Origin of the sequence: Citrobacter sp. Cb041 (assembly GCF_030336655.1) — a bacterium.
In the GTDB taxonomy this organism is placed as follows: Bacteria; Pseudomonadota; Gammaproteobacteria; order Enterobacterales; family Enterobacteriaceae; genus Citrobacter; species Citrobacter braakii.
On the sequence record NZ_JAOWDD010000009.1, the window covers coordinates 132,744 to 150,351 of the forward strand.

A 17,608-nucleotide genomic window follows, 5' to 3' on the forward strand; every position below is an offset into this window, starting at 1 on the left:
TTTTTTATGCTTACCTGAGAAAGAGCGTTAATTACTCTTCTTTCGCGCCACGCATTGCACGGCGACGATCGTTTTCAGTCAGGTGACGCTTACGGATACGGATAGAGGTTGGGGTAACTTCTACCAGTTCGTCGTCATCGATGAATTCCAGAGCCTGCTCCAGAGTCATCTTAACTGGCGGAACCAGAACCGTTGCTTCGTCAGTACCGGACGCACGCATGTTGGTCAGTTTCTTACCGGTCAGGCAGTTTACAGTCAGGTCGTTAGAGCGGCTGTGAATACCGATGATCTGGCCTTCGTAAACTTCAGCACCGTGACCCAGGAACAGCTTACCGCGGTCCTGCAGGCTGAACAGTGCGAACGCAACTGCTTTACCCTGGCCGTTGGAGATCAGTACGCCGTTCTGACGCTGACCCACATCACCCGCACGAACATCGTCGTAGTGGCTGAAGGTGGAGTACAGCAGACCGGTACCGGAGGTCATGGTCATGAATTCTGAACGGAAGCCGATCAGACCACGGCTTGGGATCACGTAGTCAAGACGTACGCGACCTTTGCCATCTGGATTCATGTTTTTCAGGTCGCCTTTACGCTCACCCAGAGCCTGCATGACAGAACCCTGATGCTGCTCTTCTACGTCCAGCGTTACGTTTTCGAACGGCTCTTGTTTACGGCCGTCGATTTCGCGGAAGATTACTTTCGGACGGGAAACCGCCATTTCGAAACCTTCACGACGCATGTTCTCGATCAGAACAGACAGGTGCAGCTCACCACGACCGGATACACGGAACGCATCCGCATCTTCGGTTTCTTCGACGCGCAGCGCAACGTTATGCACCAGCTCTTTGTTCAGGCGGTCAAGGATCTGACGAGAGGTAACATATTTACCTTCTTTACCACAGAACGGGGAGGTGTTTACGCAGAAGAACATGGTTACGGTCGGTTCATCAACGGACAGAGCCGGCAGCGCTTCGACGTTCTGCGGGTCGCAGATGGTGTCGGAGATGTTCAGTTCGCCCAGACCGGTGATCGCGATGATATCGCCCGCTTCGGCAATATCACTCTCGATACGTTCCAGACCCAGATGGGTCAGAACTTTACCGACTTTACCGTTACGGGTTTTGCCTTCGCTATCAATGATAGTGATCTGCTGGTTCGGTTTAACTTTACCGCGTTTGATACGGCCGATGCCGATTACGCCAACGTAGTTGTTGTAGTCCAGCTGAGAGATTTGCATCTGCAGCGGGCCATCAAGGTCTACGCTTGGAGCCGGAACACGATCAACGATGGTCTGATACAGCGGAGTCATGTCTTCAGCCATATCTTCGTGATCCAGACCTGCGATACCGTTCAGCGCGGAAGCGTAAACGATCGGGAAGTCCAGCTGCTCGTCGGTAGCGTCGAGGTTAACGAACAGGTCAAATACCTGATCAACAACCCAGTCAGGACGCGCGCCAGGGCGGTCAACTTTGTTGATAACAACAATTGGCTTCAGGCCATGGGCAAAGGCTTTTTTGGTCACGAAGCGCGTCTGCGGCATCGGACCATCCATTGCATCCACCACCAGCAGCACGGAGTCGACCATGGACATTACACGTTCAACTTCACCACCGAAGTCGGCGTGCCCTGGGGTATCAACGATGTTGATACGGTAGTCATTCCATTTGATAGCGGTGTTTTTAGCGAGGATGGTAATCCCACGCTCTTTCTCCAAATCGTTGGAGTCCATCACGCGCTCTTGGGTTTCAGCACGTGCATCGAACGTACCGGATTGTTGGAGCAGCTTGTCTACCAGGGTCGTTTTACCATGGTCTACGTGCGCGATGATGGCGATGTTACGCAAATTTTCGATCACAACTTTGCCTCAGGCATTTTAGAAATAGCGCGTTATTGTACACGGATTAATCGCAGTACAAAACTGGATCACAAACATCCTCCGCAAACAAGTATTGCAGAGTTTCTTTGTGATCACATTCACGGAGCGTTAAAAGGGGTAATCTGACATGCTTTGCACCAATATGGTGCTTAATGTTCACATTAAAGCACTATAATGGTGCAATACAACCTTCATGGTGCAGCCCCTTTGCACGATAGTGCGCATGATAACGCCTTTTAGGGGCAATTTAAAAGTTGGCACAGATTTCGCTTTATATTTTTTACGGCGACACGGCCAATTTTTTGCAGAATTGAAGACTTCGTTACCACGACGACCATGACCAATCCGGGAGAGTAAGTATGTCCGCTGAACACGTTTTGACGATGCTGAACGAACACGAAGTGAAGTTTGTTGATTTACGCTTCACTGATACCAAAGGTAAAGAACAGCACGTCACTATTCCTGCTCATCAGGTAAATGCCGAATTCTTTGAAGAAGGCAAAATGTTTGACGGCTCCTCAATCGGTGGCTGGAAAGGCATTAACGAATCAGACATGGTTCTGATGCCAGATGCGTCTACTGCACTCATCGACCCGTTCTATGAAGAGTCCACCCTGATCATCCGTTGCGATATCCTGGAACCAGGTACGCTGCAGGGCTACGACCGCGACCCGCGCTCCATCGCTAAACGCGCTGAAGAGTATCTGCGTTCTACCGGCATCGCAGACACCGTTCTGTTCGGGCCTGAGCCAGAGTTCTTCCTGTTTGACGACATCCGTTTCGGCGCGTCCATTTCCGGTTCCCACGTGGCTATCGATGACATCGAAGGCGCATGGAACTCCTCCACCAAATACGAAGGTGGTAACAAAGGTCACCGTCCTGGCGTGAAAGGCGGTTACTTCCCAGTTCCTCCGGTAGATTCTTCTCAGGACATCCGTTCTACCATGTGTCTGATCATGGAAGAAATGGGCCTGGTTGTTGAAGCGCATCACCACGAAGTGGCGACCGCAGGTCAGAACGAAATCGCGACCCGCTTTAACACCATGACCAAAAAAGCGGACGAAATTCAGATCTACAAATATGTGGTTCACAACGTCGCTCACCGTTTCGGTAAAACCGCGACCTTTATGCCAAAACCTATGTTTGGCGATAACGGTTCCGGTATGCACTGCCACATGTCCCTGTCCAAGAACGGCGTAAACCTGTTCTCTGGCGACAAATATGCGGGTCTGTCTGAGCAGGCGCTGTTCTACATCGGCGGCGTAATCAAACACGCTAAAGCGATCAACGCCCTGGCTAACCCAACCACCAACTCTTACAAGCGTCTGGTCCCAGGCTACGAAGCGCCGGTAATGCTGGCTTACTCTGCCCGTAACCGTTCTGCTTCTATCCGTATTCCGGTAGTGGCTTCTCCGAAAGCGCGTCGTATCGAAGTGCGTTTCCCGGACCCGGCTGCTAACCCGTACCTGTGCTTCGCAGCACTGCTGATGGCGGGTCTTGACGGTATTAAGAACAAGATCCACCCAGGCGAAGCCATGGACAAAAACCTGTACGACCTGCCGCCGGAAGAAGCGAAAGAGATCCCACAGGTTGCTGGTTCTCTGGAAGAAGCACTGAAAGAACTGGATCTGGACCGCGAGTTCCTGACTGCAGGCGGCGTGTTCACCAATGAAGCGATCGATGCGTACATTACGCTGCGTCGCGAAGAAGATGACCGCGTGCGTATGACTCCGCACCCGGTAGAGTTTGAGCTGTACTACAGCGTTTAATTAGTACCAATACTCCGTAGATTTCTTGTTGCGACCCACGCGGCTGTAGCAAGAAAAATATAGAGTCTTTAAGTTGCCGTGGAACTTTTAGCCCATCCCAGGATGGGCTTTTTTCTCCACTAACAACCTGCTTCCTCGCGCTTTTTTGATGTAAAAAGCTATAATGCACTAAATTGGTGCAACACTTTTCAGGAGACTGCTGAATGGCAACCGGCACGCTGCCCGATGCTGGGCAGATCCTCAATTCTTTAATCAACAGCATCTTACTCGTCGACGATGAGCTGGCGGTACATTACGCCAACCCGGCGGCACAACAGCTGCTCGCCCAAAGCTCCCGCAAACTGTTTGGTACCCCACTTCCGGATCTGTTGAGTTATTTCTCCTTAAACATCGGGCTGATGCGAGAGAGCCTGGAAGCAGGCCAGGGCTTTACGGATAACGAAGTGACGCTGGTGATAGATAGCCACTCACACATCCTCTCTGTGACCGCTCAGAGGCTGCCTGATGGCCTTATCCTGCTGGAGATGGCGCCAATGGATAACCAGCGCCGTCTGAGCCAGGAACAGCTCCAGCACGCCCAGCAGATTGCTGCCCGCGATCTGGTGCGCGGCCTGGCGCACGAAATTAAAAACCCGCTGGGTGGATTACGCGGCGCGGCGCAACTGCTCAGTAAAGCGCTTCCGGACCCGGCGCTGACCGAATATACCAAAGTCATTATTGAGCAGGCCGACCGCCTGCGTAATCTGGTCGACCGTCTGCTGGGACCACAACAGCCGGGAATGCACGTCACAGAAAGTATTCACAAAGTGGCGGAGCGCGTGGTGGCGCTGGTCTCGATGGAGCTGCCGGAAAACGTCACGCTGATTCGTGATTACGACCCGAGTCTGCCTGAATTACTGCACGACCCGGACCAGATCGAGCAGGTTTTGCTGAACATCGTGCGCAATGCTTTGCAGGCGCTGGGACCGGAAGGTGGCGAAATTATTCTGCGTACCCGCACCGCGTTTCAGCTCACGCTGCACGGTATGCGTTATCGTCTGGCGGCGCGGATTGATGTTGAGGATAACGGTCCGGGAATTCCCTCGCATTTGCAGGACACGCTGTTCTACCCAATGGTCAGCGGTCGCGAAGGCGGTACCGGCCTTGGATTATCCATCGCCCGTAATTTGATTGATCAACATTCCGGCAAAATTGAATTTACCAGTTGGCCGGGTCATACCGAGTTCTCGGTTTACCTGCCTATCAGGAAATAAAGGTGACGTTTATGCAACGAGGAATAGTCTGGGTAGTTGATGACGATAGTTCCATCCGTTGGGTGCTTGAACGTGCGCTCGCAGGGGCAGGACTAAGCTGCACTACATTTGAGAGTGGTAAAGAGGTACTGGACGCGCTGGCCAGCAAAACGCCGGACGTACTGCTGTCGGATATCCGCATGCCGGGCATGGACGGCCTGACGCTGTTAAAACAGATCAAACAGCGGCATCCGATGCTTCCGGTCATCATAATGACCGCACACTCCGATCTGGATGCTGCCGTCAGCGCCTACCAGCAAGGGGCGTTTGATTATCTGCCCAAACCTTTTGATATTGATGAAGCCGTGGCGCTGGTCGAACGCGCCATCAGCCATTATCAGGAACAGCAGCAACCGCGTAATGTTCAGATCAACGGCCCAACAACCGACATCATCGGCGAAGCACCGGCAATGCAAGACGTCTTTCGCATTATTGGTCGCCTGTCCCGTTCTTCAATCAGCGTATTGATTAACGGAGAGTCCGGGACCGGTAAAGAGCTGGTCGCCCATGCGTTGCACCGTCATAGCCCGCGCGTCAAAGCACCGTTTATCGCGCTGAACATGGCTGCTATTCCGAAAGATTTGATCGAGTCTGAGCTGTTTGGCCATGAAAAAGGGGCGTTTACCGGGGCGAATACGATTCGTCAGGGGCGCTTTGAACAGGCAGACGGCGGCACGCTGTTCCTCGATGAAATTGGCGATATGCCGCTGGACGTGCAGACACGTTTATTGCGCGTATTAGCCGATGGACAGTTTTACCGCGTTGGCGGTTATGCGCCTGTGAAGGTGGACGTACGTATTATCGCCGCCACGCACCAGAACCTGGAACTGCGGGTGCAGGAAGGCAAATTCCGTGAGGACTTATTCCATCGCCTGAACGTCATCCGGGTGCATCTGCCGCCACTGCGCGAACGTCGGGAAGATATCCCACGCCTGGCGCGTCATTTCCTGCAGGAGGCCGCCCGCGAACTGGGAGTAGAAGCCAAACAATTACACACTGAAACCGAGGCGGCGCTCACCCGTCTGTCATGGCCGGGAAACGTGCGTCAGCTTGAGAATACCTGTCGCTGGTTAACCGTAATGGCCGCCGGACAGGAAGTACTCATTCAGGACTTACCGACCGAACTGTTTGAAACCACCGTGCCTGACGTGCCGTCCAATATGCAGCCAGACAGCTGGGCAACCCTGTTGGCACAGTGGGCAGATCGGGCATTACGTTCCGGTCATCAAAACCTGCTTTCTGAGGCTCAACCTGAAATGGAGCGCACGCTGTTGACCACCGCGCTACGTCATACCCAGGGGCACAAACAGGAAGCCGCACGCCTGCTCGGTTGGGGCCGTAATACCTTGACGCGTAAGTTAAAAGAACTCGGAATGGAGTGACGATCGGTCACTGTGTAAAGATTGATAATTGAGCGCAAATTGCTGCTATTTTGCGCTTTACTGTTCCGATGAGTTAAGTATGATCGTGCCCGGCAAACGGGGGGAAGTCATCATGCTGGAATCAATGATAAATCTGCTATCGAGCGGTGCGGTTGAAAGCCATACGCCACAAACTGCGGTTGCCGCCGTGCTGTGTGCGGCGCTGGTTGGGCTGTTCAGCTAGCGGGTTTGTCGGGTGGCGCTTCGCTTACCCGACCTACGTATTGAGATTTCGTAGGCCCGGTAAGCGAAGCGCCACCGGGCAACCCGGCTAAATAACGCGCGAGAACTGCTGCAAACGCGCTTTCTGGCGCAGATATGCATCGAAGCACATGCAAATATTACGAATCAGCAGACGCCCCTTCGGCGTAACCTGAATCCCCTTCTCATCCACATCCACCAGCCCATCTTTCGCCAGCGGCGCCAGCAGTTTCAGGTCTTCGGCAAAATAGTCAGCGAAGTTCAGATCCCATTGCTGTTCCACGGCGGCATAGTCGAGGCGGAAATTGCAGATCAGGAGCTTAATAACATCCCGACGAATGCAGTCGTCGCGGGTCAGGGCAATTCCGCGCCACAGCGCATTCCCCTGCTCGTCTACCTGCTGGTAATAGTGCTTCAACTCTTTCTGATTCTGCGCGTAGTTGTCGCCAATCATACTGATGGCCGATACGCCCATCCCCAGCAGATCGGTATCCCCCTGGGTGGTATAGCCCTGGAAATTGCGATGCAAAACGCCCTCGCGTTGAGCAATGGCCAGTTCGTCATCCGGGCGGGCAAAGTGATCCATGCCAATGAACTGATAGCCAGTTTCGGTCAGTGAAGAGATGGTCTCCTGCAGGATATCCAGCTTCTGCTGCGCGCTGGGCAGGTCGGCATCTTTAATCTTGCGCTGGGCAGCAAACAGCGTCGGCAGGTGCGCGTAGTTAAAGACGCTCAGACGGTCTGGATTCAGCTCAGCCACGCGTTTCAGGGTAAAGGCGAAGCTCTCTGGCGTCTGTTTTGGCAGGCCATAAATCAGATCGATGTTCGTTGAGGTAAAGCCAATCTCCCGCGCATGATTCAGCAGCGCAAAGATAAACTCTTCATCCTGCTCACGGTTCACCAGGCGCTGGACTTCTTTGTTGAAGTCCTGCACTCCCATGCTCAAACGGTTAAAACCTTCAGCGCGTAAATGATCAAGGACATCCAGCTCGATTTCACGCGGATCCACTTCGATCGAGATTTCGGCATCGTCGTTAAAGTTGAAATTACCACGCAGCAGTGACATCAAACGGCTGATTTGCGCTTTATTCAGATACGTTGGCGTGCCGCCGCCCCAGTGCAGCTGGCTGACATGGCGTCCGGCGAACAGCGGTGCGCGATGGATAATTTCTTGTTCCAGGGCATCGAGATATTGATCTGCTTTATGCTGCTGGCGAGTCACAATCTTGTTGCAGCCACAGAAGTAGCACAGTTTGTGGCAGAACGGGATGTGAACGTACAGCGAGAGCGGACGCTCAGGATAACGCGCCACGGCCTTTAGAAATGCTTCTGTGCCGTAGTCTTCAGAAAACTCCAGCGCGGTCGGGTACGAGGTATATCGTGGCCCGGAATAGTTATATTTCTGGATCAGGGCCAGGTCCCAGTCTATTAACTGCTCTGACATGCTCACTCCTTCCGATGGCGTCTCTGGCGGGTACGGCGTACCGGCTTAACCCCAGTGCGGGTGATAAGCCGGTTGCGCAGCCACTTCTGTCGCCGCGACAACCGCTGTAGTTTAACGAATAACCACACCAGATAACATATAACCGGAAGGGTTATAAGCAGGACGGGAAGACCCACGGTGTAAAACCGTTAGTTGCCGCCTTTCAGCAGACGCATCATGTCTTCCTGCTTTTCTTCCTCTTCCTCTTCTTCCTCGTCATCGTAAGAAAGACCCAGCTTTTGCATCAGCTCATCAATGCGGTCCAGCTTGGCATCAACCCAGGTCTGATCTTCCGCGCTCAGGGTTTCTCCTGCTTCAAGACGCTCCAGCAGCGCATCCAGGCGCTCATCCGTTTCCAGTAAATCCAACTCAGCCTGTGGTGAAAGCATAGGTTTCTCACTCTTCGGTTTGTGCTGTTTGGTGACTTTTTCGGTCACGCCCAATGGAATGGGGTTTTTGCTGCCAATACGAGGATCTTTTTGCTTATTTTGGTTTCCGCCACCAGATGCGCCTTCGCTACCGGACGCACGGCTACCCGCCGCATGACCACGGTGTTTTTTCTGGCGCTTACGGTCGCGAGCTTCCTGATTAATTTCTTCGCGTGTTTTACGACGCGCTTTTGCAGGACCTTTACCGCGTGGTGTAGAAGTTGGTTTCATCATGATTCGTCTTTGGCTGTTTTATTCAGTATATAATTGCGCCGGAATCTAGCAGAAATAAAGAAAAAAGGCGACAGAGTAATCTGTCGCCTTTTTTCCTGACTCTCAACCCTTACGGGCTCTACAATCCCTGTTGGCTATCAACACACCCTGTTTTTCCCTTAGCCTGAAACATTCCGTGTTGTTTCCATTTCCTTTTACTAACGTCTCCAGACGTTTGTCTCCCTGACAATCCTGTGTCTTCGCCTCCTGGCGCTCCTGACCCTCATCCTGAGTCGACTATCCTGTCAGCTTCCTCGCTATGGGCGCTACTTTACCGCTTTGGTTTAAACGTACAAGTAACCTGGGTAACAATTTCGGACTTTAAGAATAGTGCCTTATCTTAACTATATGATTTATTTTAGTTACGTCATTTTTTACTCTGTCATCTCGTATAGAAACTATCGGCAATGTCTCACAAAGTGCGAGGTTTTTACTTACATAGCCTACGCGTCGAAAAACCAGCCTTTTGCTGGGGTTCAGGTATAATCGCTGCAAAGCCCTGATTGATGGAGAGGACTGCTTTGACTAACTTGAATTATCAACAGACGCACTTTGTGATGAGTGCGCCTGATATTCGCCACTTACCTTCCGATACCGGTATCGAAGTGGCTTTTGCTGGCCGTTCCAACGCAGGCAAATCCAGTGCGCTAAATACCCTGACGAATCAAAAGAGTCTGGCGCGTACATCGAAAACGCCGGGTCGTACTCAGCTCATCAACTTGTTTGAAGTCGTTGACGGCAAACGCCTGGTCGATTTGCCAGGATACGGTTATGCCGAAGTTCCGGAAGAGATGAAACGCAAATGGCAGCGCGCGCTGGCTGAATATCTGGAAAAACGTCAGAGCCTGCAAGGTCTGGTGGTACTGATGGATATTCGTCACCCGCTAAAAGACCTCGACCAGCAGATGATCTTGTGGGCGGTTGAGAGCAACGTTCAGGTTCTGGTACTGCTGACTAAAGCAGACAAGCTGGCCAGCGGTGCGCGCAAAGCCCAGTTGAATATGGTACGTGAAGCCGTACTGGCATTTAACGGTGATGTACAGGTAGAAGCATTTTCATCACTGAAAAAACTGGGCGTGGACAAACTTCGGCAGAAGCTGGATAGCTGGTTTAGTGAACTGGCGCCGATTGAAGAGATGCAGGACGGGGAGTAACCCACCGATATGCCGGATAGCGCCGTTGCGCGTCTTATCCGGCCTACAGCCTGTACGAAACTTTTCTTTCGCACAATAAAAAACGCCCCAGTCATTACTGACTGGGGCGGCTAAAATATTCAGCCAAATCCGATTACGTGAAGTAAAAGGTCTGAAAGATAGAACATCTTACCTCTGTACCCTACGTGAATAACTTTACTCTTTTTTGAGCAGCTCAGAAAGCACTTTTTGTAATTTTTTTTCATTCCTTACATAGGGAATTCTAATGGACATCACAAAAAGTTCTATCTTATGTTGCTTAGTTACGAAAAAGGGGCGTTATTCAGTAAACCCTTAGTGCGCCTGATCCCAGTTTTCGCCACTACCGACTTCCACCAGCAACGGCACATCAATCTGGGTCTCGTTTTCCATCAGTTGATGGATCTTTTTAGAGACGCTTTCGAGGTCATCTTTATGCACTTCAAACACCAGTTCATCGTGTACCTGCATGATCATGCGCACACGTGGTTGCTCGGTTTGCAGCCATCCGTCCACCGCAATCATGGCTCGTTTGATAATGTCTGCGGCAGTACCCTGCATCGGGGCGTTAATTGCCGCGCGCTCTGCACCAGCGCGACGAGCGCCATTACTGGATTTAATATCCGGTAAATAGAGACGACGCCCTTCCAGCGTTTCGACATAACCTTGCTCTTTTGCCTGTGCACGGGTGCGTTCCATATATTCCAGCACGCCAGGGTAGCGTTCGAAGTAGAGGTCCATGTACTTCTGTGCTTCTTTACGCGGAATATTCAACTGGCGCGCCAAACCAAAGGCACTCATCCCGTAGATCAGACCGAAGTTGATGGCTTTCGCGCTGCGGCGTTGTTCACCAGTCACGGAATCCAGCGGTAAGCCAAAGACTTCCGCCGCCGTTGCGCGGTGAATATCTTTCCCTTCGGCAAATGCGGTAAGCAGACCTTTATCACGCGAGAGATGCGCCATGATACGCAGTTCAATCTGTGAGTAGTCCGCAGAGACAATCACGTAGTCTTCTGGCGCAATAAACGCCTGACGAATACGACGACCTTCGTCATTACGTACCGGGATGTTCTGCAGGTTTGGATCCGTGGATGACAAGCGCCCGGTAGCGGTCACCGCCTGGTGATAGGAGGTGTGAACGCGCCCGGTTTTCTTGTTAATCATCAACGGAAGCTTATCCGTATAGGTCGACTTCAGTTTTGCTAAGCCGCGATATTCCAGGATCACTTTCGGCAATGGGTAATCGAGCGCGAGCTCTTCCAGTACCTCTTCCGACGTTGATGGCGCGCCGCCAGGGGTTTTCTTCAGCGGCTTAATACCCTGCTTTTCAAACAGGATAGTTTGCAGTTGCTTGGTGGAAGAGAGGTTAAACGCTTCTCCGGCGATCTCGTGCGCTTTTTGCTCCAGCTCGTTCAAACGCAGCGTCAGCTCTTCTGAATGTTTGTGCAGAACAGCCGGATCGATTTTCACACCGTTGCGCTCAACGCGAGACAAAACAGGAACCAGCGGCATATCGATATTTTCAAAGACGTTCAGCGGTCCTTTATGCTGCTGCAATTCTGGCCACATTTTGAGATGGAGCTGTAGCGTAACGTCGGCGTCTTCCGCAGCGTAACGTCCGGCTTCTTCCAGCGCTATCTGGTTAAAGGTCAGCTGGTTTTTGCCCTTTCCGGCGATCTCTTCAAAGGTGATGGTTTTATGTTTCAGCCAGCGGTCCGACAGGCTGTCCATATCGTGTCGGCCAGCGACGCTGTTAAGAATGTAGGATTCGAGCATGGTGTCATAGGTGATGCCACGCAGTTCAATGCCATAGTTCGCCAGGATACCGCGATCGTACTTCAGGTTTTGCCCGACTTTATGCGCGTTCTCATCTTCCAGCAGCGGCTTCAGCAATGCCAGCGCGCGGTCGCGAGCGATCTGATCGGGGGCGTCCAGGTAATCGTGGGCAACAGGAACATATGCAGCCACACCCGGTTCAATGGCAAAAGACAGGCCAACCAGATTCGCAGAGATGTTGTCCAGGCTGTCAGTTTCAGTATCGAAGGCAAAGACAGGCGCTTTTTTCAGCTTCGCAATCCACTCTTCCAGCGTCGCTTCATCCAGAATTGTCACATAGTTATCATACGAGAGAACCGTGGCCGGCCCCTCAGGCGTTTCATCGACGGCGATAGTTTCCTGTGGTTTTGCCGCCGGCTTCGTTCCTTTCGCCTGTAGCCATTTACCCGCTTCAACGTCAGTAACCCAACGCTTGAATTCGTACTGTTTAAACAGGCCAAGCAGTTCATCCGCTGCCGGCTGACGTACTTCCAACTGCTCGCAGGTCAACTCCAGTTCAACATCCGTTTTGATGGTAGCTAATTGATAAGAGAGGTACGCTACCTCTTTATTCTGCTCAAGCTTGCCCGCCATAGTTTTCGCACCACGGAAAGTCAGCCCCGCGATTTTGTCTGATTCAGCATAGAGGGTATCCAGCCCCCCCAGCCCCTGCAGCAGAGCCTGCGCGGTTTTTTCACCTACGCCAGGAACGCCAGGGATGTTATCTGAGGAATCCCCCATCAGCGCCAGGAAATCGATGATCAGTTCTGGTGGAACACCATATTTATTCACCACTTCATCCGGGCCGAGGATCGTATTGGTCATGGTGTTAATCAGGGTGATATTCGGCGTCACCAACTGAGCCATATCTTTATCACCGGTACTAATCAGCACCGGACGACCCACCTTCTCTGCTTCTCGCGCCAGCGTACCGATGACATCGTCTGCTTCCACGCCCGAAACGGCCAGCAGTGGCAACCCCATCGCTTTTACCATCGCATGCAGAGGCTCAATCTGCGCACGCAGATCGTCCGGCATGGGTGGGCGGTGTGACTTGTAATGTTCGAATAACTCATCACGGAAGGTTTTACCCTTAGCGTCGAATACCACCGCAGCATGGGTCGGCTGATATTGCAGAATCAAGCTACGCAGCATGTTGAGGACACCATACATCGCGCCAGTAGGTTCTCCTGCACTGTTGGTCAGCGGCGGGAACGCATGGTATGCGCGATACAGGTAAGAGGAGCCATCTACAAGGATAAGTGGGTTTTCTGGGATCTGAACCATAATGTCCGTGCCTGTTTATCAGATTATGGGTAAAGGATGCCACAGACAGGATGAAAACATGAGTTTTTCGCCGCATTTGTCGAAAAACTTTTGTAGATCTTCTGCTTTGCTCGCAAAGAAGACTGTGGATAACTTTGTGAATAAATAATTTTCAGCTCTTTAAATATAGCAATGAAATTAACACGTCATTTTATTTATATATATATTTCAGAAGCTTAAATAAATGCGTAGCATTTTATTCCATTTATACAGCTTATATCCTGATGTGGATAGATATTCCCTTTTTTTCTATTCAGGGAAGATCCATCATTTGGTTCGTTTTCTGATAAAATCAGCCCCTTGCGCCTCTTTAGCGCACTATCTATGGCTAACCTTTTGAATAATTTAATTATGACGAGAATACTCGCTGCGATAACGCTGTTGCTGAGTATCGTATTGACCATATTGGTCACGATTTTTTGTTCTGTGCCGATCATCCTTGCCGGAGTTGTAAAACTCCTTTTGCCCGTTCCCGTTGTCTGGCGCAAGGTTTCTGTCTTCTGTAATTTCATGATGTACTGCTGGTGTGAAGGTCTGGCGCTACTGCTACACCTCAATCCGCGACTGAAGTGGGATGTCGAGGGACTGGAAGGTCTTAGCAAGAAAAACTGGTATCTGCTCATTTGTAACCATTACAGCTGGGCTGACATCGTTGTGCTTTGCGTTCTGTTCCGTAAGCACATCCCAATGAATAAATATTTCCTCAAGCAACAACTGGCCTGGGTGCCCTTTATTGGCCTGGCCTGCTGGGCGCTGGATATGCCGTTTATGAAACGCTATTCGCGAGGCTACCTGCTCCGTCATCCAGAACGGCGCGGTAAAGATGTCGAAACAACGCGTCGTTCCTGCGAGAAGTTTCGCGTACACCCGACAACTATTGTGAATTTTGTCGAAGGTTCACGTTTTACCAAAGAGAAATGTGAGCAAACCCGCTCTCCTTATCAAAACTTGCTCCCTCCAAAGGCGGCCGGTATTGCGATGGCATTGAACGTACTGGGGTCGCAGTTCGATAAAATGTTGAACGTCACGTTGTGCTATCCGGAAAACAGCAGCCGACCGTTCTACGATATGCTGAGCGGTAAGCTAACGCGTATTGTCGTGCGGGTAAATCTGGAGCCAATTCATGAAGAGTTGCACGGTGATTACGTGAACGATAAGGGATTCAAGCGTCGGTTTCAGCTATGGCTTAATACGCTGTGGAGTGAGAAAGACGCGCAGCTCGACGCGATTAAAGCCTCATATGAAAAAGCCGGTCAGCACAAGTGACCGGCTTTTGCTTTTACTTCTGACCAACCAGATACTTCACAGTATCCGCATACTGTTGTACAAAGATATCCATGCTGCTGGTATCCATGCCCTGCGGATTTACCTGATATTTGCCATTCACGAACATTGCCGGAACGCCCTGCAGCTGTAAATCAGCCGCCGCTTTTTCCTGCTGCGCCACGAGTGATTTCACCACGAAGCTGTTCCATGCCGCATCATAGTCTTCACCTTTAATACCCGCGTCGACAAACACTTTACGGATATCAGCTACAGACTGAACGGTCTGGGTTTTCTGAACACCTTCAAACAACGGAACGGTTACTTGATCTTCAACGCCCAGCGCCATAGCAACGGCCCAAGCTTGCGTCAGATCTTTGCCCAAAGGCCCCAGAAACTCGACGTGGTACTTGGTCATCTTGGTGCCTTCAGGCAGTTTTTTCTTCACGTTATCAGAGACGTGAAGAACTTCTTCAAACTGATAGCAGTGCGGGCAGTAGAAGGAGAAGAACTCCAACACTTGCGGTTCACCCGCAACAGGCTTTTCCAGAGTGATGTATTGTTTGCCATCCTGGAACTGCGCTGCAGATGCGCTAAAAGCTAAAACCATACCAGCCAGCGCCAGCCATAATTTTTTCATGTTCAAATTTCTCCGATTAATACATTGGCGTTAATTGTAAGGGGGGCTCTTGCAGAATTTTTGCCTGCTCAATAAAGGTCGCGGTCTGACGATGCCAGTAATCTTCCCCGGTTAACCACGGGAAGTTTTTTGGAAACGCAGGGTCAGCCCAACGTCGAATTAGCCAGGCAAGATAATAAACTAAACGCATAGCGCGTAAAGGTTCTATCAGTCCGATTTCAGAGGTGTCGAACTCACTAAACTCTTCATAAGCCTCGATAATGGTTTCAAGCTGCATGCGTTGTTCAGCTTTATCGCCATTGAGGAGCATCCATAAATCCTGAACAGCCGGGCCATTGCGGGCATCATCTAAATCGACAAACATCGGACCATCGCGCCACAGAATATTACCGGCATGACAATCACCGTGCAGACGTAGCGTGGTAAAACGTGCATGCCAGCGTTCGGTTACGACCGCGATAAGCGCATCCGTTGCCTTCAGGAAAGCCGCTTTTTGCCCTGATGGGATCAACTGTGCGTGTTCAAAAAGCTTACGCGGCTCAGTCAGGTATTCTTCAAGGCCAATCGTCGGGCGAAAGGCAAAAGTACGCTTGCATCCGGTCTGATGCATACGTCCCAGATAGCGCCCCACCGCCTCCATCTGATCGATATTGTCGGCCTCAAACTGCCGCCCGCCGACGCTGGGGAAGATCGCATAATGGAAACCCTGATGGCTTAACAGCGTTTGGCCGCTTAGTATCAGCGGTGCAGCTACCGGGACTTCATCGCTTACCAGTTCCAGAGCAAACTGGTGCTCTTCCTGGATCTGATCGACAGACCAACGTTCAGGGCGATAAAACTTAACGACAAAGCGTCGACGGTCTTCGTCCTGGAATTGATAGACACGGTTTTCATAGCTGTTAAGCGGGGTAAGCCCGGAGTCCACCCGGATCCCCTGCTCAAACAGTGCATCCATGATGGTATCCGGGTGTAGCGTCTGGAAATTAAAAGCGTTGTCGTTCATCCCATCATCCGGAAAATACTACGAATGATTCAGGATATCATTTCGCAGCGCTTTCGGTGGTGGCGATTACAAGCTTTTACTCTTTAATTACGCCACGTGCGCGGAGTAGTGCGGTTTTAAAATCTTCTTCATAATCTTTCTGAATACCTGGGATGACGGCGTCTTTCGCCGAGTCACGCATTTTCAGGTGATAGATCAGAATGTCATCAGTTAAATCCGCCAGTTCGCCGTCAAAACCTGACTCTTGCGCCAGTTTCTGTAAAAATTGCATCAGGTTAAGATCGGGTTCCTTCTGCCAGGCCGGCTGGAGGAGTTCAATAACTTCATTCAGACGTTTACATTTCATGGTTGTGCTCCTTAGGCTCAATACAGATACGTTAGCAGGGTCAATCCCACATTAAAAGAGGCGATATCAGTGATTCTGGATAGTGCAATAACAGGGGTTGTGCTGGCAGGCGGTAAGGCCAGACGGATGGGCGGAACCGATAAAGGTCTGCTTGAGCTGGACAGTAAACCTCTTTGGCGGCACGTAGCCGATACCCTCGCTTTACAGGTCGAAACCGTGGTGGTTAATGCCAATCGCCACCGGGATATTTACCAACAAAGCGGCCTGAAAGTTATCCCTGATTCATTGGCCGATTTCCCTGGCCCACTGGCCGGGATGCTATCGGTATTCCTGCAGCAAGCGGGGGAGTGGTTTCTGTTCTGCCCGTGCGATATGCCCTATATTCCTCACGATCTGGTCAAACGTTTGAAGGAACAGCGCAAAGCTGCACCGGTTGTCTGGGTGCATGATGGGGAAAGAGATCATCCGACCATTGCGCTAATGCACCGCACCATGCAACCCTTGCTACAAGATTATCTTCAGTCCGGTGAAAGACGCGTTATGGTCTTTATGCGCCAGGCTGGCGGTCATGCTGTCGATTTCAGCGATCATAAAGATGCGTTCGTGAACGTGAACACCCCTGAAGAACTTGCAAAATGGCAGGACAAATCATGATCCCATTACTCGCTATAGCAGCATGGAGTGGAACAGGAAAAACTACGCTGCTTAAAAAATTGATCCCGGAGCTACGTGCCAGAGGCATTCGTCCCGGATTGATTAAGCATACTCATCACAATATGGATGTTGATAAGCCCGGCAAAGATAGCTATGAGCTACGCAAAGCCGGTGCAGCGCAAACCCTGGTCGCCAGCCAGCAGCGTTGGGCATTAATGGTAGAAACCCCGGAAGAGCCTGAACTGGATTTAGCGTACCTGGTAAGCAGGATGGATGCTTCTACACTGGATATGGTGTTGGTTGAGGGCTTTAAGCATGAACCTGTTGCTAAGATCGTTCTTTTTCGCGACGGTTGCGGGCACAGTCCAGAGGACCTGGCGTTAGACAACTATGTTATCGCGGTTGCCAGTGATATTCCGCTTGCGGTGGATGTTCCATTGTTAGATATCAACGATATACAGCAAGTTGCCGATTTTGTTACGCAATGGATAAGAAGATAGCTGCTGTGTCGTGATACGCCTTTGTAGGCCGGATAAGGCGGGAGGTCACCTCCGGCAGTTTTCATCCCCTGCAGACGCAAAAAAGCCCATCCGGCAGGATGGGCTTCTTCACTTATTTGATGCCTGGCAGTTCCCTACTCTCGCAT

At 51.2% G+C, this 17,608-nt stretch carries 17 protein-coding genes and 1 pseudogene; 8 read left to right on the forward strand and 10 right to left on the reverse strand.

Features of this window, described 5'->3' with window-relative positions; all coding sequences use genetic code 11:
* Positions 1-31: 31 nt before the first annotated feature.
* Positions 32-1,855 (reverse strand): ribosome-dependent GTPase TypA, encoded by a 1,824-nt coding sequence (gene typA / locus OGV52_RS00640; protein ID WP_008786988.1) that lies wholly within the window; start codon positions 1,853-1,855, stop codon positions 32-34.
* Between the two features lie 380 nt (positions 1,856-2,235).
* Between typA and glnA the strand changes: the two genes are divergently transcribed.
* From glnA to OGV52_RS00660, 4 genes are all read left to right on the forward strand, one after another.
* Entirely contained in the window at positions 2,236-3,645 is a 1,410-nt protein-coding gene (gene glnA, locus OGV52_RS00645; RefSeq protein WP_003028638.1) for a glutamate--ammonia ligase, read from the forward strand.
* A 203-nt stretch (positions 3,646-3,848) separates the two neighbouring features.
* Positions 3,849-4,898: a nitrogen regulation protein NR(II) gene (glnL, locus tag OGV52_RS00650; protein WP_016155163.1), complete on the forward strand. Its 1,050-nt coding sequence runs from the start codon at positions 3,849-3,851 to the stop codon at positions 4,896-4,898.
* An 11-nt stretch (positions 4,899-4,909) separates the two neighbouring features.
* Positions 4,910-6,319, forward strand: a complete 1,410-nt coding sequence (gene glnG, locus OGV52_RS00655) for a nitrogen regulation protein NR(I) (protein ID WP_200052248.1) — start codon at positions 4,910-4,912, stop codon at positions 6,317-6,319.
* Positions 6,320-6,431: 112 nt separating this feature from the next.
* Positions 6,432-6,542: a YshB family small membrane protein gene (locus OGV52_RS00660; RefSeq protein ID WP_003028631.1), complete on the forward strand. Its 111-nt coding sequence runs from the start codon at positions 6,432-6,434 to the stop codon at positions 6,540-6,542.
* A gap of 87 nt (positions 6,543-6,629) precedes the next feature.
* On the opposite strand, the gene hemN is transcribed toward OGV52_RS00660, so the two are convergent.
* From hemN to OGV52_RS00675, 3 genes and pseudogenes are all read right to left on the reverse strand, one after another.
* Entirely contained in the window at positions 6,630-8,003 is a 1,374-nt protein-coding gene (gene hemN / locus OGV52_RS00665; protein ID WP_016157864.1) for an oxygen-independent coproporphyrinogen III oxidase, read from the reverse strand.
* Positions 8,004-8,191: 188 nt separating this feature from the next.
* Entirely contained in the window at positions 8,192-8,701 is a 510-nt protein-coding gene (yihI, locus tag OGV52_RS00670) for a Der GTPase-activating protein YihI (RefSeq protein ID WP_019077947.1), read from the reverse strand.
* Between the two features lie 105 nt (positions 8,702-8,806).
* A pseudogene (locus OGV52_RS00675) lies at positions 8,807-9,055 on the reverse strand (hypothetical protein).
* Between the two features lie 209 nt (positions 9,056-9,264).
* Between OGV52_RS00675 and yihA the strand changes: the two are divergent.
* Complete coding sequence (gene yihA / locus OGV52_RS00680) at positions 9,265-9,897, forward strand: ribosome biogenesis GTP-binding protein YihA/YsxC (RefSeq protein ID WP_005121851.1); 633 nt, start codon at positions 9,265-9,267, stop codon at positions 9,895-9,897.
* A 119-nt stretch (positions 9,898-10,016) separates the two neighbouring features.
* Here the strand turns inward: yihA and spfP are convergent, their stop codons facing one another.
* The 3 genes from spfP to OGV52_RS00690 all read right to left on the reverse strand — a co-directional run bounded on the left by spfP (position 10,017) and on the right by OGV52_RS00690 (position 13,568).
* Entirely contained in the window at positions 10,017-10,064 is a 48-nt protein-coding gene (spfP, locus tag OGV52_RS23495) for a small protein SpfP (protein WP_071892919.1), read from the reverse strand.
* 166 nt (positions 10,065-10,230) lie between these two features.
* Entirely contained in the window at positions 10,231-13,017 is a 2,787-nt protein-coding gene (gene polA / locus OGV52_RS00685) for a DNA polymerase I (RefSeq protein ID WP_049041369.1), read from the reverse strand.
* 215 nt (positions 13,018-13,232) lie between these two features.
* On the reverse strand, positions 13,233-13,568 hold the full coding sequence (locus tag OGV52_RS00690; protein WP_019077950.1) for a hypothetical protein: 336 nt from the start codon (positions 13,566-13,568) through the stop codon (positions 13,233-13,235).
* On the opposite strand from OGV52_RS00690, the gene yihG reads away from it, so the two are divergent.
* A complete protein-coding gene (gene yihG, locus OGV52_RS00695; RefSeq protein ID WP_233623861.1) occupies positions 13,462-14,322 on the forward strand; it encodes a 1-acylglycerol-3-phosphate O-acyltransferase, YihG family in 861 nt (286 codons plus the stop codon). The two genes, OGV52_RS00690 and yihG, sit on opposite strands and share 107 nt — an antisense overlap.
* Before the next feature lie 13 nt (positions 14,323-14,335).
* Here the strand turns inward: yihG and dsbA are convergent, their stop codons facing one another.
* The 3 genes from dsbA to OGV52_RS00710 form a co-directional block, all read right to left on the reverse strand.
* Complete coding sequence (dsbA, locus tag OGV52_RS00700; RefSeq protein ID WP_016155156.1) at positions 14,336-14,959, reverse strand: thiol:disulfide interchange protein DsbA; 624 nt, start codon at positions 14,957-14,959, stop codon at positions 14,336-14,338.
* Between the two features lie 16 nt (positions 14,960-14,975).
* The gene (locus OGV52_RS00705; protein WP_103848140.1) at positions 14,976-15,962 is read right to left on the reverse strand and encodes a serine/threonine protein kinase; all 987 of its coding nucleotides are present in this window, start codon (positions 15,960-15,962) and stop codon (positions 14,976-14,978) included.
* Between the two features lie 76 nt (positions 15,963-16,038).
* Positions 16,039-16,308, reverse strand: a complete 270-nt coding sequence (locus OGV52_RS00710) for a YihD family protein (protein WP_003028616.1) — start codon at positions 16,306-16,308, stop codon at positions 16,039-16,041.
* Positions 16,309-16,377: 69 nt separating this feature from the next.
* Here OGV52_RS00710 and mobA point away from each other — a divergent pair, with 69 nt between their 5' ends.
* Both mobA and mobB read left to right on the forward strand, forming a co-directional pair.
* Positions 16,378-16,962 carry a molybdenum cofactor guanylyltransferase MobA gene (mobA, locus tag OGV52_RS00715; protein WP_131351631.1) on the forward strand — a complete coding sequence of 195 codons (585 nt, stop codon included), beginning with the start codon at positions 16,378-16,380 and terminating at the stop codon, positions 16,960-16,962.
* Positions 16,944-17,462, forward strand: a complete 519-nt coding sequence (mobB, locus tag OGV52_RS00720; protein ID WP_029139699.1) for a molybdopterin-guanine dinucleotide biosynthesis protein MobB — start codon at positions 16,944-16,946, stop codon at positions 17,460-17,462. The genes mobA and mobB overlap by 19 nt, the downstream gene beginning before the upstream one ends.
* The last annotated feature ends 146 nt before the right edge of the window (positions 17,463-17,608 follow it).